28 protein-coding genes and 1 pseudogene are annotated in these 22,247 nt (G+C 62.7%); 17 read left to right on the top strand and 12 right to left on the bottom strand.

Features of this window, described 5'->3' with window-relative positions; translation table 11 throughout:
- Positions 1 to 33: 33 nt before the first annotated feature.
- Positions 34 to 336, bottom strand: a pseudogene (locus HEP74_RS06050) (ATPase); the annotation flags it as partial.
- Positions 337 to 930: 594 nt separating this feature from the next.
- On the opposite strand from HEP74_RS06050, the gene HEP74_RS06045 reads away from it, so the two are divergent.
- The 6 genes from HEP74_RS06045 to HEP74_RS06025 all read left to right on the top strand — a co-directional run bounded on the left by HEP74_RS06045 (position 931) and on the right by HEP74_RS06025 (position 4,151).
- A complete protein-coding gene (locus HEP74_RS06045) occupies positions 931 to 1,179 on the top strand; it encodes a SymE family type I addiction module toxin (RefSeq protein ID WP_185815636.1) in 249 nt (82 codons plus the stop codon).
- Positions 1,180 to 1,618: 439 nt separating this feature from the next.
- Positions 1,619 to 2,059: a hypothetical protein gene (locus HEP74_RS06040; protein WP_185815635.1), complete on the top strand. Its 441-nt coding sequence runs from the start codon at positions 1,619 to 1,621 to the stop codon at positions 2,057 to 2,059.
- 123 nt (positions 2,060 to 2,182) lie between these two features.
- Complete coding sequence (locus HEP74_RS06035; protein WP_185815634.1) at positions 2,183 to 2,887, top strand: transposase; 705 nt, start codon at positions 2,183 to 2,185, stop codon at positions 2,885 to 2,887.
- Positions 2,888 to 3,081: 194 nt separating this feature from the next.
- Positions 3,082 to 3,423: an RNA polymerase sigma factor gene (locus HEP74_RS22095; RefSeq protein WP_524540770.1), complete on the top strand. Its 342-nt coding sequence runs from the start codon at positions 3,082 to 3,084 to the stop codon at positions 3,421 to 3,423.
- Complete coding sequence (locus tag HEP74_RS21745) at positions 3,365 to 3,667, top strand: RNA polymerase sigma factor (protein WP_255427897.1); 303 nt, start codon at positions 3,365 to 3,367, stop codon at positions 3,665 to 3,667. Before HEP74_RS22095 ends, HEP74_RS21745 begins: the two co-directional genes overlap by 59 nt.
- A complete protein-coding gene (locus tag HEP74_RS06025) occupies positions 3,657 to 4,151 on the top strand; it encodes a hypothetical protein (protein ID WP_185815633.1) in 495 nt (164 codons plus the stop codon). The genes HEP74_RS21745 and HEP74_RS06025 overlap by 11 nt, the downstream gene beginning before the upstream one ends.
- 161 nt (positions 4,152 to 4,312) lie before the next feature.
- On the opposite strand, the gene HEP74_RS06020 is transcribed toward HEP74_RS06025, so the two are convergent.
- Together HEP74_RS06020 and HEP74_RS06015 are read right to left on the bottom strand one after the other, a co-directional pair.
- Positions 4,313 to 5,467: an MGDG synthase family glycosyltransferase gene (locus HEP74_RS06020; RefSeq protein ID WP_185815632.1), complete on the bottom strand. Its 1,155-nt coding sequence runs from the start codon at positions 5,465 to 5,467 to the stop codon at positions 4,313 to 4,315.
- Positions 5,468 to 5,728: 261 nt separating this feature from the next.
- The gene (locus HEP74_RS06015) at positions 5,729 to 6,553 is read right to left on the bottom strand and encodes a DUF5694 domain-containing protein (RefSeq protein WP_185815631.1); all 825 of its coding nucleotides are present in this window, start codon (positions 6,551 to 6,553) and stop codon (positions 5,729 to 5,731) included.
- A 483-nt stretch (positions 6,554 to 7,036) separates the two neighbouring features.
- Here HEP74_RS06015 and HEP74_RS06010 point away from each other — a divergent pair, with 483 nt between their 5' ends.
- The 3 genes from HEP74_RS06010 to HEP74_RS06000 all read left to right on the top strand — a co-directional run bounded on the left by HEP74_RS06010 (position 7,037) and on the right by HEP74_RS06000 (position 9,230).
- Complete coding sequence (locus HEP74_RS06010) at positions 7,037 to 7,372, top strand: hypothetical protein (protein ID WP_185815630.1); 336 nt, start codon at positions 7,037 to 7,039, stop codon at positions 7,370 to 7,372.
- Between the two features lie 102 nt (positions 7,373 to 7,474).
- On the top strand, positions 7,475 to 7,681 hold the full coding sequence (locus HEP74_RS22040; protein WP_185816522.1) for a SymE family type I addiction module toxin: 207 nt from the start codon (positions 7,475 to 7,477) through the stop codon (positions 7,679 to 7,681).
- Positions 7,682 to 7,892: 211 nt separating this feature from the next.
- Positions 7,893 to 9,230 (top strand): sensor domain-containing protein, encoded by a 1,338-nt coding sequence (locus HEP74_RS06000; RefSeq protein ID WP_185815629.1) that lies wholly within the window; start codon positions 7,893 to 7,895, stop codon positions 9,228 to 9,230.
- 293 nt (positions 9,231 to 9,523) lie between these two features.
- Here the strand turns inward: HEP74_RS06000 and HEP74_RS05995 are convergent, their stop codons facing one another.
- Positions 9,524 to 10,390 carry an NmrA family NAD(P)-binding protein gene (locus HEP74_RS05995; RefSeq protein ID WP_185815628.1) on the bottom strand — a complete coding sequence of 289 codons (867 nt, stop codon included), beginning with the start codon at positions 10,388 to 10,390 and terminating at the stop codon, positions 9,524 to 9,526.
- A gap of 111 nt (positions 10,391 to 10,501) precedes the next feature.
- Here HEP74_RS05995 and HEP74_RS05990 point away from each other — a divergent pair, with 111 nt between their 5' ends.
- From HEP74_RS05990 to HEP74_RS05960, 7 genes are all read left to right on the top strand, one after another.
- A complete protein-coding gene (locus tag HEP74_RS05990; protein WP_185815627.1) occupies positions 10,502 to 11,410 on the top strand; it encodes a LysR family transcriptional regulator in 909 nt (302 codons plus the stop codon).
- 107 nt (positions 11,411 to 11,517) lie between these two features.
- A complete protein-coding gene (locus HEP74_RS05985; RefSeq protein ID WP_185815626.1) occupies positions 11,518 to 11,955 on the top strand; it encodes a hypothetical protein in 438 nt (145 codons plus the stop codon).
- A gap of 171 nt (positions 11,956 to 12,126) precedes the next feature.
- A complete protein-coding gene (locus HEP74_RS05980) occupies positions 12,127 to 12,564 on the top strand; it encodes a hypothetical protein (protein ID WP_185815625.1) in 438 nt (145 codons plus the stop codon).
- The gene (locus HEP74_RS05975; protein ID WP_185815624.1) at positions 12,561 to 15,287 is read left to right on the top strand and encodes a hypothetical protein; all 2,727 of its coding nucleotides are present in this window, start codon (positions 12,561 to 12,563) and stop codon (positions 15,285 to 15,287) included. Before HEP74_RS05980 ends, HEP74_RS05975 begins: the two co-directional genes overlap by 4 nt.
- A 58-nt stretch (positions 15,288 to 15,345) precedes the next feature.
- On the top strand, positions 15,346 to 15,753 hold the full coding sequence (locus tag HEP74_RS05970; protein ID WP_185815623.1) for a DUF2251 domain-containing protein: 408 nt from the start codon (positions 15,346 to 15,348) through the stop codon (positions 15,751 to 15,753).
- 67 nt (positions 15,754 to 15,820) lie between these two features.
- Entirely contained in the window at positions 15,821 to 16,054 is a 234-nt protein-coding gene (locus HEP74_RS05965; protein WP_185815622.1) for a hypothetical protein, read from the top strand.
- 134 nt (positions 16,055 to 16,188) lie between these two features.
- Positions 16,189 to 16,722, top strand: coding sequence for a hypothetical protein (locus HEP74_RS05960; protein WP_185815621.1), 534 nt, complete (start codon positions 16,189 to 16,191; stop codon positions 16,720 to 16,722).
- A 102-nt stretch (positions 16,723 to 16,824) separates the two neighbouring features.
- Here HEP74_RS05960 and HEP74_RS05955 read toward each other — a convergent pair whose 3' ends face one another.
- The 5 genes from HEP74_RS05955 to HEP74_RS05935 form a co-directional block, all read right to left on the bottom strand.
- A complete protein-coding gene (locus tag HEP74_RS05955; protein ID WP_221893165.1) occupies positions 16,825 to 17,685 on the bottom strand; it encodes a Crp/Fnr family transcriptional regulator in 861 nt (286 codons plus the stop codon).
- Between the two features lie 232 nt (positions 17,686 to 17,917).
- Entirely contained in the window at positions 17,918 to 18,259 is a 342-nt protein-coding gene (locus HEP74_RS05950; RefSeq protein ID WP_185815620.1) for a RebB family R body protein, read from the bottom strand.
- Positions 18,260 to 18,345: 86 nt separating this feature from the next.
- A complete protein-coding gene (locus HEP74_RS05945) occupies positions 18,346 to 18,672 on the bottom strand; it encodes a RebB family R body protein (protein WP_185815619.1) in 327 nt (108 codons plus the stop codon).
- Between the two features lie 543 nt (positions 18,673 to 19,215).
- Positions 19,216 to 19,785 (bottom strand): hypothetical protein, encoded by a 570-nt coding sequence (locus tag HEP74_RS05940; RefSeq protein WP_185815618.1) that lies wholly within the window; start codon positions 19,783 to 19,785, stop codon positions 19,216 to 19,218.
- A 40-nt stretch (positions 19,786 to 19,825) separates the two neighbouring features.
- On the bottom strand, positions 19,826 to 20,257 hold the full coding sequence (locus HEP74_RS05935; protein WP_255423694.1) for a hypothetical protein: 432 nt from the start codon (positions 20,255 to 20,257) through the stop codon (positions 19,826 to 19,828).
- On the opposite strand from HEP74_RS05935, the gene HEP74_RS05930 reads away from it, so the two are divergent.
- The gene (locus tag HEP74_RS05930; RefSeq protein WP_185816767.1) at positions 20,229 to 20,756 is read left to right on the top strand and encodes a hypothetical protein; all 528 of its coding nucleotides are present in this window, start codon (positions 20,229 to 20,231) and stop codon (positions 20,754 to 20,756) included. The genes HEP74_RS05935 and HEP74_RS05930 overlap by 29 nt on opposite strands.
- A gap of 46 nt (positions 20,757 to 20,802) precedes the next feature.
- Here HEP74_RS05930 and HEP74_RS05925 read toward each other — a convergent pair whose 3' ends face one another.
- The 3 genes from HEP74_RS05925 to HEP74_RS05915 form a co-directional block, all read right to left on the bottom strand.
- Positions 20,803 to 21,036 carry a RebB family R body protein gene (locus HEP74_RS05925; RefSeq protein ID WP_145702145.1) on the bottom strand — a complete coding sequence of 78 codons (234 nt, stop codon included), beginning with the start codon at positions 21,034 to 21,036 and terminating at the stop codon, positions 20,803 to 20,805.
- Positions 21,037 to 21,194: 158 nt separating this feature from the next.
- Positions 21,195 to 21,758 carry a sigma-70 family RNA polymerase sigma factor gene (locus tag HEP74_RS05920; RefSeq protein ID WP_185815616.1) on the bottom strand — a complete coding sequence of 188 codons (564 nt, stop codon included), beginning with the start codon at positions 21,756 to 21,758 and terminating at the stop codon, positions 21,195 to 21,197.
- A gap of 251 nt (positions 21,759 to 22,009) precedes the next feature.
- Entirely contained in the window at positions 22,010 to 22,237 is a 228-nt protein-coding gene (locus HEP74_RS05915; RefSeq protein WP_185815615.1) for a hypothetical protein, read from the bottom strand.
- Positions 22,238 to 22,247 lie beyond the last annotated feature (10 nt).

Below are 22,247 nucleotides of genomic sequence, written 5' to 3'. Positions count from 1 at the left end.
CTCAACCGATAAGTGAACCTGACCCCGTTAGTCGGTGTCCTCAGGGAAGAGGCAGACGTAATGAGTCTTGTCGTTGGAGGCGATCTCGAAGCCGGGAAAAACCACGATTCCTTGCGACTGCAACACCTGACGCAAAGCGTCAACGCTGGCCACGCTGCCGTGGTCAGCAAGGCCAACAACCGTGATGCCCAGTTCGAGGCATTTTCGAAGCAGTGCTTGGTTGTAGCCGCTTTCATCCAGCCCGTGGTCGCTCCCCCTATAGGTGCCGTTGTAGCCGACAGGGTTGACCTGTAAGGCGCATCGCCAAAATCTCGCGCAGGTGTATTGAACGCTCATACCCCCCCCTATTTCTACCTTCTACGATAGCCTCAATTTGAGCGAATGGGGCGTTGAGCGGAATGGGACGTGGACAATTAATTCCCTAGCAGCCCCTCAGCCGGCCACATGCACGACATGCGGCAGCACGTCCCCGTGCACGTTCGGATAGCGAGGGGGCAGTACCACTTACAAACCGCATCCAGCGCCACGTCCCAACCCAGTTGACATCCTAAAAAACCAGTAGCACCATCCCCTCCAAGGAGCGTAGAAACTCCTCACAGAGCGGCACCCACCTCCGTCAAACCGGTGGGTTTTTTGTGCCTGTTCGCAGGCACACTCCGACGCGCTGTCTGCGTCGGGAGGGCGGCGAATACAACACCCTTCGGGGAAATAAGCCCGCCGGCTCTGTGCGGTTTCTAACCTCCCGACATCCCGTCGCCGTTCGGCGCGGGTTCCTGTCTGCCAAGGAGGCTGTGCCATGCGTCCACCGTCATCCCGCCCCACACTCCCCGCACCCCGCCTGCCCGCAAACGTGCAACGCGCCAACCGAAGCCCGTTCCCGCGCCCGAGCCGGCCGGATTCCTGCGTTACATCGAGCCACCATTCACGCCGATGATGTCGGTTGAAGACGCCGCGGCCGCCATCGCCGCCGAGCTGGCCCGCCCGCCACGCGCACCCCGCCGCCCACGCCCGCCGCAGACATGCACCGTGGGCTGCGGCCACTCCGCCAGCGGCAAGCGCATGCCCGCGCTGCGCCTGGGCGGCCGCTGGATGGAGGAACTGGGCTTTGCCATCGGCAGTACGCTGCGCGTGCAGGTGCGCAACGGCGAACTGGTGGTGAGCGTGGCCAGCAAGGACTGACGCGGCCATCGCCCACCACGCACCGGAGGATCGCTGAGATGGCGTGCAACCGCTTTGTCTTCGGCATCACGCTCGACTAGGCCGATGCGCTCGACGGCCTGATCCGCACCATCGCCGCGCATGGCGACATCATCGCTGCCGGCAATAACGGGGTCAGGTTAACTTTTCCAATGCGCGGACACGGTGTCTTCCAATCGCTTGGCGAGACCTGTTCAGAAAACAAGGTTAGAGTGCACTTTCAAAAATCTACAAATTCTCACTCATAGTTTCCAGCATAGCGGGCATGAGGCCGTTGAGCGCCCCATTGGCAAGAAGACCGCATGGAAACATAATATATTTCGTGGTACTTTTCGCACGATGAGACCAACCCTTGGCTTTAAGCGGGCGTGGCAATGACCCGACTCTTAATCAAACGTGACATCCCAGGAAAAATTAATCCATGATTCTGGCTCTAGGACTTGTATGCACCCTCATGGGTACCATCTTTTTTATTGGTTGCTTCATCAGAGTGGATTCGCCCGCTTTCATTTCTCGTGCTGCGGGAAATCAGGCAAAGATCGCGAAACTCCGCTCACTGCAAGACGCGTGGGACCGGCTAGGAAAGGTCAGGCAGTTCTTTGCCTCTTGCATTGGCTACCTGATCATGGCTGCTGGCTTGTTGCTCTTGTGGCACGACCCACGCCTTGCACGGTACTTCTGGGTAGTTCCTGCGCTGTATGCGATGAATCTCTCTCTCCTCCTTCAGATCAAGGGATATGCGAGGTCTGTTCTGGATCAAAAATCTATTGGCCATACCGAAGTTCTGCGGGTAATCAGCCAGCACATCACGATGTGCATCATGTTCAGCATCATCTTTTCACTACTAGCGCTCAGGCCCTAAAAATTCAGGAGGGAGTAACGGGACCAGGTTGACTTTTCCGATGCGCAGACATGGTGTCTTCCGATCACGGGGCGAGACCTGTTCGGACTGCGCTGACCATCGAGAAAGGCGACGCTGGATCGCATGGCCCGACTCCCTCGTATCACCATTCCTGGCATTCCGCAGCATGTGGTCCAGCGCGGGAACAACCGCCTGCCTTGCTTTTTGGATGACGGTGATCGGCTGCGCTACCTGCAGCTGCTGCGCGATGCCCTACACCACTGCGACTGCACGCTGCATGCCTACGTCCTGATGGACAACCACGTCCATCTGCTGCTTACCCCGAAAACGGCTCAGGGTGTTGCGCGCCTGATGCAGCGACTTGGCCGCAATTATGTTTCCTTATTCAATGGACGCCACGACAGGAGCGGCACGCTGTGGGAGGGACGCTACAAGGCGTGCCTAGTCGACAGCGAGGACTATGTGCTGCGCTGCTACCGCTATATCGAGCTAAACCCCGTGCGTGCAGCAATCATGGACGACCCGGCGCGTTATCGCTGGTCCAGTTGCCAGGCAAATCTCGGCCTGAGGACCCATTCGGCCCTGCATCCACATCCCGCCTTCCTGGCACTTGGCGCCGATGCCTCCCAACGCAGCCACGCCTACCGCAGCCTACTGCACGAAACCCTGGCCCCGGAGGAGGTGGACGCCATCCGCGCCTACCTGCAACAGCAACGCGCGCTCGGCACCAGCACTTTCCAGGCTATGGTCCAAGCCAAGACCCAGCGCTTCGCAGGCATCAGGCCAGCACACCGCCCGCGCAAAGCATCCCACTCAACCGATAGGTGAACCTGCCCCTGAAGCTCGAAAACCGGATGACCGGTTGGAGATGCCGATGCCCGCTTTGGGTCGAAAGCGCCATTGACAGCGCCAGATTCTGGTTTTCCAACCAGGAACGTTCGGACCCCCATGGTCGAACATGGAGGCAGCTGAACAGCGCCCAATGAACCTTTTCCCCCGTTCCCCGACTACCTTGGCGACGAGTGAAGGAGAATCAGGAATTGGAGCGAGACACCACCAACCGCCAGCGTGCCGATCAGTTGCTGGTGGTCCGCTGTCAGCTGGGTGAGCGCGCGGCCTTCGACGATCTTATTCGCCGCTGGTCAGGCTCGTTGCATCGGTATGCGCTGAAGCTAGGCAATGACCCGGAACTGGCCAACGATCTGACCCAGGACGTCTGGTTGCGCGTCATACAGGGCATCGCGAGGCTGCGGGGAAGCTGCGCAATTCCGTCCTTGGCTGTTCGGGATCGCGCATCGCACGTTCATGGATCGCCTGCGAACCCGCTATGCCATGCCAGTGGATACCGGCATCGATGTAGATGAGATCGCATCTATCGACGATAGCGGCGCTGATGAGGATCTCGAGCGGACGCTGACGACCAACCTGGCATTGCTGCCGATCGTCGAGCGCGAAGTGTTGACGCTGTTCTATCTGGAAGAACTTTCGCTGGTCGACATCGCAGATGCCCTCGGCATCCCGGTCGGTACCGTCAAATCGCGGCTGTTCCGCGCAAGAACGCTGCTACGCAAACAAATCCTTCTGGAGGACTCTACCCATGATCAATAAGTCTTCGTCGATCTCCCTCGATACGGAGTTGCAGCAACTGACATCACGCCTGCTTTCTCCGCGGTCGCGATATGGCCACATGGCGTTGTTGCTGGCGGCACTAATGATGTGCGTGTTGCTGGGCGCACTGCTGGCAACCGAACCGGCATTGTCGGATCGCACCCAGGCCGCGCTTGTCGTCATGCTGTGCATTGGCTCCTGCTGGGTGGCCTATGCGCTCTGGGTACTGCGGCAGCGCAGGCCTCTGCTGGCCAATCACCGCATCGTGGCAGGTTGGATGGCAGTGGCTTTCACCGCGGTGTTTGCCGCCGGTGCACTGGGAATGACCGTCGCCACGGGTAGCGCGACCTTCTACGCGGCCGCGGCGGTAGGTGTCGGGATGCTCGTTCTTGCGGTGGCGGTTCTCGTCCGGGCTTATCGCCACGTCGCCTGGCTACAGGCTCGGCGCCTAGAGCTTGAACGCCAGATAAGAGAACAGGAATGAACGCGGACGGCGCTGGCGATGCCAAGTCGGAAGTAGACGCTGGGCAATGTCCGCTACCGGCGGTGGATTCAACCGGTCAACGCAACACAGTAGTAACGGGGTCATGCTGACTTCCTAAGTGAACCTGACACCGTTAAACGAGTGTGCCGCGGATGGGCACTCTATCTACGGCCCGCATCATGCGGCATGCTCTGCAGCACACGTTGAAGCACCGTTGCTGCTGCCTGGGGCTTGCCGAGCGCAAGGCTGCACGCGGCCATGGTTCGCAATTTCGGCCGATCGGCCATCAGCCGTTCGACCTTGTAGTCAAGGCCAATGGCATCGTAGGCCAGCCATGCTGCGCCTTCTTCCATCAGGAAGCCGGCGTTGTGTTCTTCTTGGCCAGGGATTGGCGAGATCAGCAGCATTGGCTTGCCCAGCGCCAGGCATTCGGACACGGTGAGGCCGCCAGGCTTGGTGACGACCAGATCGGCAGCTGCCATGAGCTTGTGCATCTCGTCGGTGAAGCCCACCGCAATCATCCTGCCCGGATGGCGAAGCGCCAGCGCCGCCAGTCTGGCGTGCGTTTCGGCATTGCGGCCCGCCACGGCGATCACCTGGAAATCGCTTGCCATGCCCAGGGCACGTTCGACCATGCTCGCAAGATCGCCAACGCCAGCGCCGCCTGAGGCCATCAGAAGCGTGGAACGCGATGGGTCCAGACCCAGGGCAGCCGCGCACGCATCGTGCTCCAGCGTCGGTGCGTCGGGCTTCGAGAATGCCGGCATCACCGGGATTCCTGTGACGTGCACCCGCTCGGCCGGAATGCCCCGTGCGCGAAGCCGGAACGCGACCTCTTCGTTCGCCGCCAGGTAGCCGGTCATCTCGGGAACGAGCCACATGTTGTGCAGGTCGTAGTCGGTGATCTGCAACCAGACGGGGTAGTCGAGGCCAGCGTTTCTGCGTTCGCGCATCAGCAACTCGGCCGGCAGGAAGTGGGTGCAAATCACGGCATCGGGCTTCGCGTTTCGAATCTCGCGCAGCAGCGCGCCGGTGCTCAGCCGCTCAATGCTGCGGCGCAAGCGCTGCGACGCCGCGTGATGCGGCGTGACGTCGCTGCGCTGATGCAGATACGACCAGAGTTCGGGCGCGCGATTCACGAGCTGGATGTACCACTCGGTGTAGATACGGCGGAACGCCCCTGACACATGGGCCATGGTGTCGATATGTACAGCCGTGCACGAGGGAGCGAGAGAGGCTGCGGCGGCAGCAAGCGCCTGTGCTGCGCGCACGTGGCCATTGCCGGCGCTTACGCTGAGGATCAGAACTTTGGTCATGGCTGGAGGTCGGCGTAGTCGGTGTCGGGGGATGAAACTGGAAACACAGGGCGCAGAGTCTGAGGCTTCCCCAGCTTTAGTTCTTGGCAATCAACATTGTGCAGCGGCGTTGGCTTGCAAAAGCGCGCGCATGGCGCATCTTCACGGTTGCCACACCAATGAGGATCGCCAACAACGGGCCAGAGGAAATATCAATTTAGAGCACATATTTCTTCTGGCCCCACTGTTGAGCCCCGCTGCTGTCCTTAACGCCAGGTCGACTTACGGCGCCAGATACCCGTTCACGTCCTCGGCAGTGCGCTGCATGTCGATCGCCAACAGGTCCTTGAGGATCGCTGTATGGCCGGATCCAGCAATCACCAGCAAGCGGTGGCCGGGTTGCGCGGCCTTCTGCACGTTGGCGTACATGCGGAAGTTGCGGTGCCACCAACTGGCCGCCGCGTCGGCACCGACAAAGCTGCCACCGGCATCCACTGCATTGGTGCTGATGTAGAGATTCTTGTTTTCGCGGTCGCGCGCGGGATCGTTCGTCAGGCGCAGCAGCTCGGCCAGCGGCAACGTCGATTGCTCGCGGTCGGCGCGCTCGGAAAGAGCCTTGAACGTGGCATCCATCGTCGCCTGCATTGCCGGGTCGTTCGCCTTGATGTAATCGAACATCGGATCGGCTTCCCAGCCGACTTTACCTTCGTCGAAGCACGTTACTCGCGCAATCCCTGAGGCTTTGGCGACGCGGAAGCCGATTTGGTGGGTTTCGTTAGCCGGCAGAGTCGACTGACCGTCGCGGTAGCGAGCAAAAGCGGCGTCGTAGTTCGCCTGCTCGGATGGATCGCATTCCACCAGCACGTCGGTAGGGCGGAACGCGGCGAGCCGCGCGGCAAGGCCCGCGAGGTAGGCCTGATTGTCTTTCGACATCACGTCGGAGACCTTGAACTTCACCATGTCCCGCCCCGGATTTTCGAAGTGGAACGAGCCAAGCATCATCACTTTCGCAGGGGCGACGGGCGCCTGCGTCGCGGCGGCAGCGAGCGCGGGCACAGTGGTCAGGCAAGCGGACAGAGCGACGACAAAAAATCGGTGAACGTTCAAGGTGCTTGCTCCAGTAAGGTAAAGCCGATGGCGGCTCCGGCATTAAAGCACCCGTTCGCGCGTTGAGCATAGGGGTTGCTGATCGCAGGCCTGGGCAGACGAAAAGCCGGCACGCAACGTCGCCGTTGTGCCTCTGCTTCTGCTACCACGCCCAAAGGACTCCGCGCCTTGCCGGCTACCGTCCCGCGCACAGCGCATCCGCAGGGCGACAGAACACGCGCTCGCCGCGACTCAGGCCATGCCAGGACAGGAACGGGGCCAGTGAACCCGACCCCCGGTTACAGCCCGCGGCAATCAGGACTAATGCCACCCAGAGAGAACTACGAGCACTGGCTCTCTAGCTTCAAGAGCCAGAATTGGCCAGTGCGATCTGACAATTCGTTCAAACCCAGCCCAAAGCGTGGCAGCACCTTCAAGCCTACGCTACGCTGGCACGCAGTCGCCGGCCCGCTTTGGGCCGGCTTAACTCAGGCGTTAGCCGTCATGTCCCTTTCCCCCATGCTGATTGAAGACAGCAAGCCCGACGCACCGCTACTCTGGGTATTGGGGTGGGCAAGAGGGGTCGAGCGTGAGGCACTGCGCTCGCACCTCGGAAATCCATTACACGTCGAGACCGACAGTACACGTACTTTTGGCGGCGATGAAGATTGGTGGCTGTATGTCAATGACGAAAGAGAGAAACTCGCGATCTGCCTACGCGTTCCTTACGGCGACGCCGTCATGTATTCCAGTGTTCAGTCCGTCTCGCCGGGTCCAGAGTTGGCTAAGCTACTCGCACCATGGCCTGTTGAGCTCTTTGATAAGGTTTACCCGCGGTGAGATCAACGTCGAAGGTCACTACATGAGAATCTATAAATCGCGCGTGCTGCTACGGAATGAATTTGCATGCAACGAGACGGCTAACCCTTCCTCGTCGCCGAACTGACCCGCCCGCCACGTGCGCCCCGCCGCCCGCGCCCGCCGCAGACGTGCACCGTTGGCTGTGGCCACTCCGCCAGCGGCAAGCGTACGCCCAGTCTGCGCCTGGTCGGCCTCTGGATGGAGGAACTGGCCTTTACCATCGGCAGCACGCTACGCGTGCAGGTGCGCAACGGCGAACTGGTGGTGAGCGTAGCCAGCAAGGACTGACACGGCTAGGGTCAGCATGTAATTTCCCATGAGACACCGGGGGCGACACCGGGGAGATCCAGCTGGGACTGGCATGGCATATGCGGTCCTCCGCTTTGAGCTGGAGCCAGTGCCGTACCCCCAAACGAAGCACCCCAGCAACCTCCTGCACCGGGCACGACAAGCGCACTCTGTCCCGGTTTTCCTAGCCATTCAGGCCTTATAATTCTTCATGGAACCCAACCCCCACGCGCCGTCAGCCAGCTTTATTGATCTTATGATGGATGCCGTTTTTGCGGTGGATTTTGAAGCCCACGTCGTCTTTGCGAGCGCTTCGTGCGAGCGAATTTTCGGGTATACGCCGAAGGAAATGATCGGCAAGAACATGTTCGACATGATGCTGCCCGAAGATCGCGAACTGACTCGCAACTCTCTGGTGGCGGTGATGGCAGGCCAGCCTCAGCTGCATTTCGAGAACCGGTACTTGCACAAGACTGGGAAAGTCGTCCACATCATGTGGTCAGCGCGCTGGTCGCCGGCCGATCAGTTGCGTATTGGGGTTGCGCGCGATATCACCGAACGCAAGCGATCCGAATCCTTGCAGTCTGCGCTCTACTCCATTTCCGAAGCAGCGCAAACCGCGGAAGATCTTCTCAAGTTATTCCAACGCATCCATCAGATCGTCGGCACACTCCTGCCCGCAGATAATTTCTCCGTGGCGCTCTACGACGATGAAACCGACCAACTCAGCTTCCCCTATCATGTGGATGAGCACCTGCAAACGCCGGAGCCTTTCAACCTGATCCCCGGGTCGCTCTACGCCGAGATTATTCATACCGGCCAGCCGCTGCTGCTGACACCTGGGACGATGGTTGATCGCCTGAAGTTGCTGCGCCTCTCCTTTGGGATGAATCCTTTCTGCTGGCTGAGTGTTCCGCTCAAATCGCATAAAGGGACAATTGGCCTGCTCATGGTCAAAAGCTATCCGGGTGGTGTCTGCTACAGCGAACAGGATCAGGAACTGCTGCAGTTCGTCTCGACTCAAATTGCCACCGCCATCGAGCGCCAGCAAATGCAAGTTCGACTGCAATATATGGCGCAGTACGATCAGCTGACCACGCTTCCCAACCGCGTCTTTTTGCACGATCGCCTGAAAGTTGCGTTGTCAGCGGCACGACGAGAGCAGGGGCAACTGTCTTTGCTCTATCTTGATCTGGATAAATTCAAAGAGGTGAACGATGCACTGGGTCACCGCATCGGAGATCTATTGCTGAAAGAGGTCGCCGTACGCCTGAAGCAATGCATTCGCGAATCGGATACCGTTTCTCGCGTCGGTGGCGATGAGTTTGTTGTTCTGCTCCGCGGCACCTCTTCACCGGAGAACGTAACGCGGGTGTCGGAAAAAATTCGCGACGCATTCGATCATCCCTTTATTCTGGACGGCCACAGCTTGAACATCGCGCTGAGCATTGGGATCGCGCACTATCCTGAGCACGGCAATGACGAGCATCAGCTTCTCGAACATGCCGACAAAGCGATGTATTTTGTCAAAAATGTCAAAGGGAATTGACGGGTATCTGTCCACCATTGCGTGCCCGCATGCCAAAGCGCTCACACACGTGGCACAGCAGACCGCGATAGCCATGTCGATCTTCGTCGTCCAGGAGAATTGACCCCACGCTGGACGACATGCATCGGAATGCCTGGAAGCTCCATGCGCCGCCGACTCCGCATGGCAACTCACATGACGATGGGAAAGATCCAAACCTGCTCGTCGCCTACCGCGCATGCCGTCAGGCACTACCACGGCAACCCATGGGATTTGGTCGCTTAATTACCTGCGCCCCCTTTGTTCCTGGCGCATCAGGCGCTCGCCGAGACAAGGCCCCGCAACACCGTCTCGAGTTCCGTCGTGCCCTTCAGCGATGCCTCACAGCCGACTTCGAATTCGATCCAGTCATCGTTGAAACCGTCCAGCATCCGGATGCGCGGCTCTGGGTTGGCCATGCCTTGTGAGCGGAAAAGCGCGTCCCAGGTCGCCCGCGGTACCGGCTGCGCCACGACATCGCGCCCGAGCACCCGGCCCAAGGCGGCGGCCAGCGCCAACGGCGTGATGCGGCGCGGCCCTTCCAACTCGACCACCCGGCGTCCCTCCCAGACCTCGCGCAGCATCCGAACCGCCATCGCGGCGACGTCTGCCGTCGCCACCATGGGCACCTGCTTGTCCAGCGGCTGCAGGAAGCTCGACACGACACCAAGCGAGCGCGCACCGTCGATGTCCCACGCGGTGTTCTCCATGAACCACGCGGCGCGCAGAAAGGCGACCGGCATGGGCAGCGCTTCAAAGGCGCGTTCCATGATCTGCAACTGGACCAGCAAACTGTCTTGCCTCGCCTGGGCGCCGATGGTGGAAAGCGCCACCACACGCTGCGGCCGTACCTGCTGCAGTGCCGTGACCAGCGCTGCGACATTGGCCCGGGTTTCGGCGTAGCCCGGCGCCGGATCGAACACGGGCGGCAAGAGCACGAACACGGCTTCGGCCCCAGCGAATGCGTCCGCCAACGCCGCGGCGTCGTCCATCGCGGCCAATGCCGTCTCGCAACCGAGACTGGCCCACGTCGACGCCTTGGTCGCGTCCCGCAGAACGGCGCGCACGGAAACGCCTTCGGTCAGCAACGCTCTAGCGATCTGACCACCGACCTGGCCGGTCACTCCGGTGATGACAAACATGGTGTTCTCCTGATGCCACGCGGGGTGCGTAGCGTTGAGCGGAAGTCTGGATACGAACTCCGCGAAAGGCGATAGCATGGGAGGAATCTTGTTCATGCGCGGCAGTCATCAATGGCAATGTTCGACCCGCAACTGCTCGAAGGCCTCGACGTCATGGCAGCCGTCGTCGACATGGCCAGCTTCAGCCGGGCCGGGGAAGCGCTTGACATGTCCCAATCCGGCGTCAGCCGGGCCGTGGCGCGACTCGAAAGCAGGCTGGGCATCCGTGTCTTCGAGCGCAGCACCCGGTCCGTGCGTTTGACGGACGAGGGGCGCCGTTTCTACGAGCAGGTCATGCCATTGGTCGGTGCGCTCGAAGAGGCCACCAGCAGCGCGGCGGGAGGCACTGCCGCGGTACGCGGTCGGCTGCGCGTCAACATCGACCCATTCTTTTCCCGGCTGGTCCTTGGACCCATGCTGGGCGCCTTTCTGGACAGTCATCCGGATCTCGAGGTGGAACTGCGCAGCCGGGATGACCTTGGCGACATGGTGACCGACGGGTTCGACCTGGCGATCCGTTTTGGTTTTCCGCAACCCTCGTCGTTGGTGTCCCGCAAGTTGCTCGATACACGGGTGCTGACCGTCGCGTCGCCGTCCTATCTCCGACGCTACGGGCGGCCGACCGATCCTCGCGAACTCGAGACAGCTCACCACCGGTGCATCCTGTTTCGTGACTCGATCACTGGTCGACCATTCCCCTGGGAATTCCACCAGCGCCGGCGAAAGCTCACCGTCGCGGCCCGTGGCGCCTTGACTGTCAACGATGCCGGCACCCTCTACAGCACCTGCCTGGCTGGCCACGGCATCGCCCAGCTGTTCGAGCTGGGCGCCGAGAGTTACCTCGCCGGCAACAAGCTCGTGCCCTTGTTCCCTGATTGGCAGGACGAGCGCTTTCCACTGCACGCCTACTACCCCACGAGACACCACGTCCCGGCCAAGACGCGGGCGCTGCTGGACTTCGTGGTCGGCCTGCTGCGGTGAGTTGGGGCCAGGCGACCCAGGCGAGGTGGTGACCGGCTGTAGAACAAAAGGGGACGGAGGCAATTGATCCCTAGCCCCCTACCCTTCGCCCGACAGGAGCAACAAGCATGGACTTACATGACCATCCCACCTTCGAGTGGGTGCAATTCCCGGAGGGGCGCGCCAGATTTTCTGGCCTGGTCCGCGGCATCATGGATGAACAGGGCCATGAGACGTTCGCCGTCGAGGTGGATGGCGAAGAGTACTTCGGCGAAGTTAAAAACGTATTCCTGCCCAATGGCAATGACTACAACATCGAAATCGTCTCGTTTGGCTACGGCCGCCGCGGCGACATAGGAATGCCGATGCAGGGGAGAACATGCCGCGTCTTCACGGCAACACAGGCAAGCGACATTCAGGCACTCACAGTTCAATTGATCGCTGCTGGCATTCAATTTTCGGACAGGCCATCTCTGTTGACGGAATATCCGAACGCCCACTTTATGGGCCAAGTGAGCTTCAGCAAGGACTGGGCCTTAGTCAAGGATGATCGAATCACCCCCTGATCGCAGCCATAGGCGCCTTTCTTGAAATCCTCACTGTGATGGCAGAAGCTATCGCCGACTCGGAGCGCAGGGCTTCGTCGGCCAGGCATCAAGCGAACCGCTTGACCAGACCGACAACTTGAAGCCCGCGCAACGTTGTAATTTCCGATGATCCAACATGGAGCACTAGACATGGACTTATCCAACCACTCCACCTTCGATTGGCTGCAATTCCCGGAAGGGCGCGCCAGATTTTCGGGCGGTGTGCGCGGCATCATGGATGAACAGCGTCATGAGACATTCGCGATCGAGGTGGATGGCGAAGAATACTTCGGCGAAATCCAAAGGGCGTTCCTGCCCAATGGCAACGACTTCAACATCGAAGTGGTCTCGTTTGGCTATGGCCGCGACGGCGACATCGGAATGCCGATGCGGGGGAGGACGTGTCGGATCTTCGCGGCAACAGAGGCGAGCATCATCCATACCCTGATAGCTCAACTGATCGCTGCCGGGATCCGCTATCCAAATAGGCCATCCCTTCTAAACGAGTATCCGGACGCCCATTTCATGGGGCAAGTCCTTTTCAGGGATGGCTGGATTCTAGTTGCCGATGATGGAGCCGCGACATGAGCGACGACTACTCCAAGCAGATCGAGCAGATCAGAAGAGCCCAATCGCTGGAGGAAATCCAGGCGGTCGCACGCCAATATCCCGCCAAAGCCATAGGTGAGGGAGGCATCCTCTATAGCCGCCCGGTCGGCGAGGTATCGTCCGAGACGATCGCCAAAGAGCTTGCGGGCAAGACAGGCGAGCCCATCATCAACAACACGCCACGGGCGCAATTCCTTGGCGACAAGCAGGTCGAAACCGCCATCCACGATGCGGCAGAGCGCCTCTTCAAAGGACAGGGCCAAAGTCTTGAGCAGGCCGGGAAGTCCGCTGGTGATTTTCTGTATGGCAATCCCAAGGCTGTCGCCAGGAGCGCGACGTCATTGGAAGGCTCCCTTTGGGGCGAAGCGTCGCATGAATTCGCAGGCTCGCTGCGCGGCGACATTAAGGTAGTCGCCACAAACGCCAACATCGAGCGTGTCTTCGGCAAGGTGGAACTGCCAGCCATCCTGGAGAATCCCAACGTCAGGACCTTGGGCGGGCAGCCAATAGGCGAGTTAAAAGCCACCTACGCCCAAGGCGGGGCCGATGCCGTGCTGCCCAAGGTACAGGCGCAGTTCGTAGAGGCAGTGCCCAAGGGCATCTTCGTGTCGCCCGAGAACGCTGATCCAAAGATCACCAGGGTCACGATTTCGCGCGAGGCCGCCGCAACCCTAGGCGCAGATGCCGCCAAATTCCCGCCCGCCGCCGAACTGGCAAACGCGGGCCTGACCCGGGCGCCCACCGGATTCGGCGCGCCTGCGGCGTCGGTGGGAGAAGCGGCCATCACCGGTGAAGCGGTGGCGGCGTCCAAGGGCCTGCGTCCCGGCATGTTGGCGAAAGGCGGGACGGTGATCGCGGTGGCCGCGCTGGCGTACGACTTCTCCACCACCGGCCATCAAGTGGTGAAGCTGGAAGCGCAGGGCAACGCGACAGGTGCGGAGTCGGCAAAAACTCATTTCGTCGGCCGCAACGTCGGCGGCATCGGTGGCGGCATCGCCGTCGGCTTCCTGGCTGGCGCCGGATACGGCCTGGCGGGTGGCTCGCCGAGCGGCCCGGGCGCCCTTGTCACGTCGGCGATCGGCGGCGTGGCTGGTGGCGTCGGCGGTGCCTTCTTGGGCGAGAAATGGGCGCAGCAGAAGGATATCGACAGCGTCTTCACCCAGAAGGACCGGGACGGCAACGAATGGAGCCGCGATCCCAACGATCCGAAAGGCACCTGGTCGCGGGTGGCGGAGACGCAACAGATCAAGGCCACGACCACAGCATCGCCGGAAAGCGGAAGCGCCACCTACAGCAAAGTCAGATACGTGGCCGGCGACGTGCTGGCCAACCAACTGAACTACAAGTCTGCCAACGCGTCCTACGAATTGGGACTGGCGAATCTGTCGCAGCCGCAGAACCCCTACTCCATCCCATCGGGCAAAGGCGAAGCCCCCAGCCTGGACGGGGAAGGACACTGGAACCGCAATCCGCAGACCCACACCTGGTCGCGGACGGTCGTCGACCAATACATCGAGCACGGCATGAAGGTTACCCATGCCGAAACCGCTACCCCGCAACGCGCGGCCGAGCTGGACCAGGCCTCGAAATTGATCATCGCCCAGAACGCGGCCAACACGCCGGCCGCGATCGCTGGCCGCTACGAAGTGGCCTACAACCAGTTCGGCTGGCACCAGCACGGCGACATGCCGGCCGCGGTGAAGCACGCCAGCGCGCAGACCGACTCCCTGCAGGCGTCCGATGGCCACACCTACACCCGTGGCGCCAATGGCGAGTGGGCGACGCCGGGCATGATCTACGGCACCAACCAGGCCCAGGGCAACGTCCGCGACGAATTGAACGAAGTGCATCGCAGCCAGCAGGCCGGGTTGCAGGAATACGCCGCCATGGCGGCCGAAGCGCAGGCCAATCCGACGCTGCCGAAAGCCACGACGATGCGCGGCATGGTGGCCGGCGCCTACGCCAACGCCGGGATTGCGCGAACCGAAGCGGAGATCGACGCCGCCACGGCCGCCGTCTCCCGCACTCACGCCCACGACGGTCTGGATGCCGGCAAGCCGTATTCCCTGATGCTGCAGCCCGACCCCAAGACCGGCCGCCCGGGGCCGAACAGCGCGATCGTGACGATGATGGACGATGGCCGCGACGGCTTCCTGTCCGACAGCAAGATGGTGCCCAAAGCGATCACCACCGCGGAAGACATCAAGCAGGCAGAAAAGCCGGCACTGCAAGGCAAAGACCCGGCGATCCCAAGCGGGACCAAACCAGAGGAACCCCTGCCACACGCATCCCTGCCGGCGCACGGCTCACCGACATCCGCCGCTACCGAGCACACCGACAAGCAGGCTTCGCCCCTCGGGCAACTGCCCCCGAACGATCAGGCGCTCTTCGCGAAGCTCAGGGATGGCACGCCACCCCATATCGCGGACGACCATGTCGCCCACGCCATGCTGCTGAGCAAAAAGGAGGGCATGACCGACGCCGGCAAGATCGATGGCGTACGACTGGCGGGGGACACGTTATGGGTGACGGGGACCACACCGGGCTTCAGGGCCTCGGTCAATACCAACGAACCCGTGCCCTCGTTGCAGGAAACGTCGCAGCAATCGCTGGCGTTCAACAAGCACCAGGAGCAGCAGCTTGCGCAGGAAGCGACGCAGCGCAATCAAGATGTCCCCGGTCGTGGAGGACCGGCGGTGTAAATAATCTTACAGGCGCTGAGCGATAGCGCTGCCTTGTCCAACACCTGAGCGAACGAACATGCCAATCACCCTCACCGCCGAAAGCGAACTGATCGTCGGCACCGCCCTGGTCGTCGAGGCGCAGGCGCCCGAACAGCCGTTCGTGGCCGTCTTCGAGGACGACGGCGACACTGGCTATTTCTATGCGGTCGACCCGTCGGCGGATGACAACCCGATCCAGGACGCGCTGCACATCTACAACGCTGCCGACGTCGCCGACAGGGAGACGCCTTCCGAAGTGAAGATCGGCTGGTCCCAGGACAGCAAGAAGGTGGTACTGCTGATCAACGACTATCCGCATGCGATCTTCGATTTCGAAGCGAAGCGCGGCTATTGCCGCACTGGATTCCCGCCCGCGCCGGAAAACACTCCCTGGGGGCTGCATGGGCATGAGTGGAGCGATGCCGCCGTGGAGTTGTTCGCGTGATGCGCGGACAGAGTCAGATAGCAGTGCGCCATAGTGAAATTGCAGCCTGGCTGGCGTGGCGCTAGAGATGACCGAGTATCAAAAATTGGCCGCCCTGCTGATCAGGATGGTTGGCGCAGGCCTGGCTGGCTTGATGGTACTTAGCTTTATCTTCTTTGGCGTTGAGAAACTTGCAGGCCTGACTACCAGAGCCATGACGGCGCATCTCTTTGCGGCCGATGGTTGTTACTTGTTTGTCGGCATCATCATGGTGGTCACATCCAAACGTATTGGCAGGCTGTTAGGCGCAGGCCTCGACTGACGACCTAGCCACCCAAACCGCACCCGCGGCGCGACTTAACCAAGCATCCGGTGCACATGAAACATATCGCAGCTGTCATGGCAACAACTCTAGACGCCACTTCTTGGTGAGGCTCGATCAGGAATAGACCACGCATGTACCGTCTCGGACACCTTGTCGATGGCAACTGGGTCGCCCACTCGCACCAGGCGGTCTTTGCCGTCGGCGAATGCATCGTCGCTGGCGTTCCTGGCGGCGATCCTTCTTTGTTTGGACACATGGTCGGATGCCTGGAGCCGCCGTATTCTCTACTCTATGTACTCCATACACCGCGCGGCGAAGCTCGACCGGGTCGCTATCAAAGCCGGTCCCTGACGCTCGCTCAAGTCAACGACTTTCTCGCTCGGTTTGGCCCATTTCTGTCTGGCGACGCCCGCTTCGATCTTTGGGCACACTCTCCAGGCGACAAGGCCACGCTGGTCTGGGACAGACACAACCAACTCTTCGGCTACGGACCAATCGATCGGCTCTCTTCCAAACTCATGTCGCTCGGTTTTGTTCCTGGCGATCTCCAGATCCCCGCACTACACGAGCATCACTATCGTGAAGAGTTCGATGCTCTGGCTGCAGAAGTCCTGACCGCATTTGATTGGGTCCACACGCCTTTGCGGCCAGAGGACGAGCAGTGACGAGCCGTCGAATCGTTCGATCGAGCAAACGGCATTTCGCTATTGAGGCAATCTGTTGCGGCTGAAGCCGCTCCTACAGGGGGGCTGTGCATCGGCGATGCGCTAGCCGCTGCAAGGCAACAACGGCAGGCACGGGGCCGGCCGCAGTCCGTCCTCGCCGTGCCAGGCCGGCGTGCGCGGCGGCGCGTTGGCGTGCAGGTATGCCTTGGCGCGCAATGCGTCGAGGTCGTGGATGCGCAGCAGGTTGCGGCGGCGGCTGACCAGGCCGCTGCGCTTCCATTGCTGCAGCTGCGCATTGAGCTTGGAGCGGCTGACGTTGAGCATCGCCGCCAGGATGCTCTGGTTGGGCGGCAGCGCGATCGCGCAGCTGCCGCCGCGCTGCCACTCCTGCACCTCCAGCTGGCGCAGCACGTAGCGCGCCAGGCGCACTTCCAGCCGGTGCAGGCACATGCTTTCCAGGCTATCCAGCGTCTGCCGCAGGCGCAGGCGCAGCAGCGCTTCGATGCGTTGCCGCAGCAACGGCGATTCCATCAGTGGCGCGAAATGCCGGCGCGACAGCTTCAGCACGGTGCTGGCGCCGAAGGCGATGGCGGTGAAGCTGCGCCCGTGCGGTTCGAGCAGTGCGGCCTCGTCCACCAACCCACCCGGTTCGATGGTGCCGACGATCAGCTCCTGCCCATCGGGGCCATACAGCACCTTGTACAGGCGTCCACGCACCAGCACGCCGACGAAACTGCTCGGGTCGTGCTTGAAGAACAGCACGGCGCCGGGCGCCAACTCGCATTCGCTGGCGTGGTCGAGGAGATGGTCGAGCAGTCCGCCAGGCAATCCTTGAAACAGCATCGACCGCTCCAGCAGCGAGCGGTAGCCATCGTCCGTTGCATGCGACTGCAGGCCGACACTGCCGTGGATCGGATCGCCGATGTCTTCGGCCATCGGCGCGGCGACTGCAAGAACGTCCATAGCCCCCCTTTTCGGGCCCCGCATTGCGCGGCACCCGGCATCGACGTGCCCGGCCATGGCGGCAACCGCGACGCAGGCCGGCCTTGACGGGTCATGATTGATGGAAAGCAGCACGGTGGCGCTGCCGCTGCGTGCCGCTGCCCCGCGCGCCCAGGCGCGGCGGTATCGACACGGCGCAGAAGGAACGGCGCAACCGAGCGCTACGCCGTTCCGGATGCCGGCCAGCGCCGGCTCAGAGACCCGTCGGCGTGCCGCCCTTGAACGCCTGCAGCACGGTCATCAGGCTGGTGAGGTTGTCGGACACGCCGGTCTGCCCGATCTTCTCCGACGCCCCCGCCGCGGCGGTGGTATCCAGGCTGTAGATCTGCATCACGCCCTGGTTGTTGGCCGCCTGCGCCAGCGTGTTCTGCTGCTGCTGGGAGGCGACCGCGTTTTCGTACAGGATGCCGCTGGAGTGCGCCAGGCTCTGGTAGATCGAGCCCATGGCGAAGGCCGGCGCCTCGCCGATGACCTTGACGTTGGACTGGGTGACGGCATCGGTGATCTGGTTGTTGACTGCGGTGGGATAAGCCATGAAACGCTCCTCGATAGGAAAGGAATAGCAGGCTCGCGCTCCGCGCTACCGTCGCCGCGCTACGGCGACGGCAAGCGGGCCGACGCTTACTTATTGGTGAACGCGTGGAGCACGGTCAGCAGGCTGGTGAGGTTGTCGGAGACACCGGTCTGCGCGACCTTCTCGGTGGCGCCGGCGGCGGCGGTGGTATCCAGGCTGTAGATCTGCATCACGCCCTGGTTGGCCGCAGCCTGGGCCAGGGTGTTCTGCTGCTGCTGCGCCGAGACGGCGTTCTCGAACAGGATGCCGGTCGAGTGCGCCATGCTCTGGTAGATCGACGCCATCGCAAAGGCCGGCGCTTCGCCGATGACCTTGACGTTGGACTGGGTGACCGCATCGGTGATCTGGTCGTTGACGGCGGTTGGAAATGCCATGTGTTCGCTCCTGGGTTGGCGTACGGCCCACGCCGTACGATCACTGAAAACGGCGCAGTGCAGGGGCTGTGAAAGCAGGCGCCGCACTTGTCTCGCTGTTCTGCCAGGTTTGGTGCAGGCCGGTGGGCATCGGCAACCGCGTGCGCACTGTCGCGCCGGATCGGCGGCGGCGGCAGTAGTGCGATCGAACTGCGTGGCCTGCGACACCGCCGCTTTGGCGACTGCACCGGCTGCCTCGCGACGCCCAGGTATCGCCACGTGCGCTTGGCGCCATGGCGACTGCTGCAAAGACACATGCGATGCCCGCAGGCGGCCACCGAAGCATTGCATTCGGTGCAGCCCAAGCAGTGCCGACCTGTGCACCATCGAGCGCGGCGGCCATCGTCGTATCGCCACTGCTGCGGCAGATACGCACGCAAGCGCATTCCGCACGAATTGCGCAGCACATACCGCAGCACTGCCGCACCGCAGATACGCAAACGCGCACGGCCGCGCACATCCGCCGGAAAAGCGGACATGCACGGCCATGCGCGTTCGGATGGATCAGCCCGGAGCGGGCGCTGCCGGCGTACTTTCGCCCGTCTCCGCCGACGGCGACGCAGCGACCAATCCGGCCGCGCGCGCCGCGTCCACCACCGCCTGCATCTGTTGCGCCAGATTGCCGAACTCGCGATCGAAGCAAGCCTGCACTTCCTTGCTCACCAGGTTGCCCAGGCGATCGGCGATCTGCGCCACCAGCAGCTGAGTGCCGATGGTCTCGCCGCTCTGCGGCTGCCGCAGCCGGCTCGGACGCAGCGCGTCCAGCGACGGCGCGGCAGCGACGGCATCGAGCACCGCCTGCCCGCTGGCGCCGTCGGCCAGTTCGACGCCGCGCGCAGCGTCCTGCATGCCGTGCATCATCTGCGCGATCAAGCCGTCCACGCGTTGGCGCTCCGCGTCGATCAGCGATTTCGACATCTCCCGCGCCTTGGCCGACGGCTTGCTCTGCGCTGCATTGGCCGATTGCGCGAACGCCTGCAACTGCACGCGTTCGACCGGACTCAGTTCGCGCCCGAGCCAGCGCTGAGCGAAGCCGTACAGGGGATCGAGTTCGGATTCTGGGGTGTCCTGCATGGTGGCTCCCGATGGCGGATGTCTCGCGCGGTGCGCGCGCTCAGCTACTGGCCGACTTGCGCCCGCGCATCAGGTCGGCGTACTTGGCGATGCTCTGGTCGATCTTGTCGATGGCGAAACTGGCCGACTCCGCTTCCAGCGCGCCGGCCGCGGCCGCCACCGCCGCTGCTGCGCCGACCAGCACATCGGTCGCCAGCACGCCCAGCGCATCCTCGGCGGCCTGCTCGAGCTTGTTCTCGGCAAGGTTCTCGGTCATCTGCTTGATCAGCACGCCCTGGCTGGCCAGCGCCATCTTGCTGACGCCGTCGAAATAGACCGCCGCCGACTGTGCGACCAGACCGGCCGCCTGGCTGATCAGCATGTCCGAACCGATCACGATCTGCGACGGCGCGTACGCCATCGTTTCGGCATTGGTGAGCCGAACCGCCTGCACGATCTTGCTGTTGAGCGCATCGCTGGCCGGCGTCGGCATGGAGGACTGTTCCAGCATGCGCGCGTTGAACGTCCTCAGCATGGATGGCGGTGGCGTTGGTGGCGGCGGTGGCGGTGGCGGTGGCGAGGTCGATGTTGCCGGCGACGACGACGCGCCATCGCTGACCGGGGCAGCCGCAGCGCTACCTGCGCTGGCCGCTGTGGTGTCCGCGGCGTTCGATGCGGATGCCGCGCCGGCACCGCCTGCATCGGCGATGCCAGCGCTTTCCGTCGGCGCAGCCGTCGATGCGGCGGCAGGCACCACCTCAGCGGTCGCGCTAGCAGCAGCGGTGGATTCGGATGCGGATGCGGCGGGCGCGGATGGCACTGCGCCGTCCACTGTCGGCGCTGGCGCGCCTGTCGTCACAGCGCTCGCTGCCGGTGCGCCGGATACCACCGCAGCACCTGTCGCCGGCAACGCTGCCGCGGGCACCGGCGCTGCGGCGGCCGCTGGCGGCGGGTTGGTCTTGCTGTTGAAAGGCCACATGCCACTCTCCTGAAGGATGGAACGACGCCGCGGTATCGCCCGGCGCTATGCGGACCGCGTCACTTCTCGCCGATCGCCATGATCAGCGCCACCGCCTTGGACACCACCGCGGTGGAGATCTGGTTGAGCGCCTGCTGGCTGTACACCGCGTTCTGCAACGCCAGCCCGGTGGAGTGGCTGGAGACCTGGTACAGCGAGGCGATCGCCTGGGCGGGCGCCTCGGCCACCACCTTGACGTTGGTCTGGGTGACCGCATCGGTGATCTGCGAATTGACGAGCGTGTTGTCTGCCATGAACCTGTTCCTTCGTAAGTCGCCTGCCGGGAGGCGCTGCGGTTGTCACGGACGAGCCGTGGGTCAGCCGCAGCACCCGCGATGCCGCAGCCCGCGCCGGCCCGGCGTTGAATGAAAACGCCGCCGTGGGCGGCTTGTGAAACCGTGGCCGTGCGCGCTCACTCCGCCACCAGCGCCAGGCGCAGGCGCTTGCGCAGCAACTCCACGCGCTTGCGCACCAGCGGCTGGTTGATGCTGAGCAGATTGGCGATCACCGGATACGGCAATTCCTCGACGAAGCGGTAGCCGAACAGGCGCCGCTGTTCGCGGGTCAGCGCCGCCACCGCGGCGACCACGCGTTCCATCTGATCGCTCAACTCGGCGCGCTGCAGCGTGGTCATGCCCTGGTCGGCCACCGTGTCCACGTCGTGCGCCTCGTGTTGCCGATCCAGCGGCTCGCCGCCACGACGACGCCTGACCGCGTCCAGGAACACGTGGCGCAGCACCACGAACAGGAATCCCTGCGCATCGGTCATCGCCTCCGGCGAGCGGCGCATGAACAGCAGCGCCTTCACCGCGGTATCCGACAGCAGGTCTTCCGCCGCATCCATGCGCCCGTTGGCCAGCCGCAACGCACGCCTGCGCAAATCCGGCAAGGCGTTGCGCCATGCCCGGGTAAACAGTTCGTCGGCCCTGGCGAAACGGCCGGCATCCCCTTCTTCTTTCCCCGTTGCCACATCCATCGCACGCACTCCCGAAGTCCCTTGTGCAACGAGTCTCTGCGGGGCCCGCAAGCAATAGCTGTTCCCTGGGTGACAACGCCACGCCGCATCGGCGGCCGACCGCGCCACATGCGGCACGCCGCGTTGCTTTGTCTACGAATGCATCCGCGCGTGCGCCGCAGCGGCCGTGTTTTCCTTGCCGCGCGCGAATGCAAAAAAGAAGGGCCTGCTGCGCGTGCAGTCAGGCCCGGATCGGAACGTGGCGGCGTGGATCAGCGAGGCTGCAGCAGCTTGACCAAGGCCTCGCGCACGTCGGGATTGCTCAATGCACGCAGCAGCTGCTCCAGATTGGGCTGGTAAGGCTGCTCGGGCTCAGTCGGCGGTGGCACTGGCGACTGCGACGGCGCCGCCGCGGCGGCGTCCGACTGCGGCGTGTCTGCCGCCACGGCCGGCGGTCGCGCCAATTGCTCTTGCCACAGGTACTCGGTGATCTCGTCCATCGCACTGTCC

It is taken from the genome of Xanthomonas sp. SS (assembly GCF_014236835.1).
Lineage (GTDB): Bacteria > Pseudomonadota > Gammaproteobacteria > Xanthomonadales > Xanthomonadaceae > Xanthomonas_A.
This window is presented reverse-complemented; position numbering and strand designations above follow the sequence as displayed.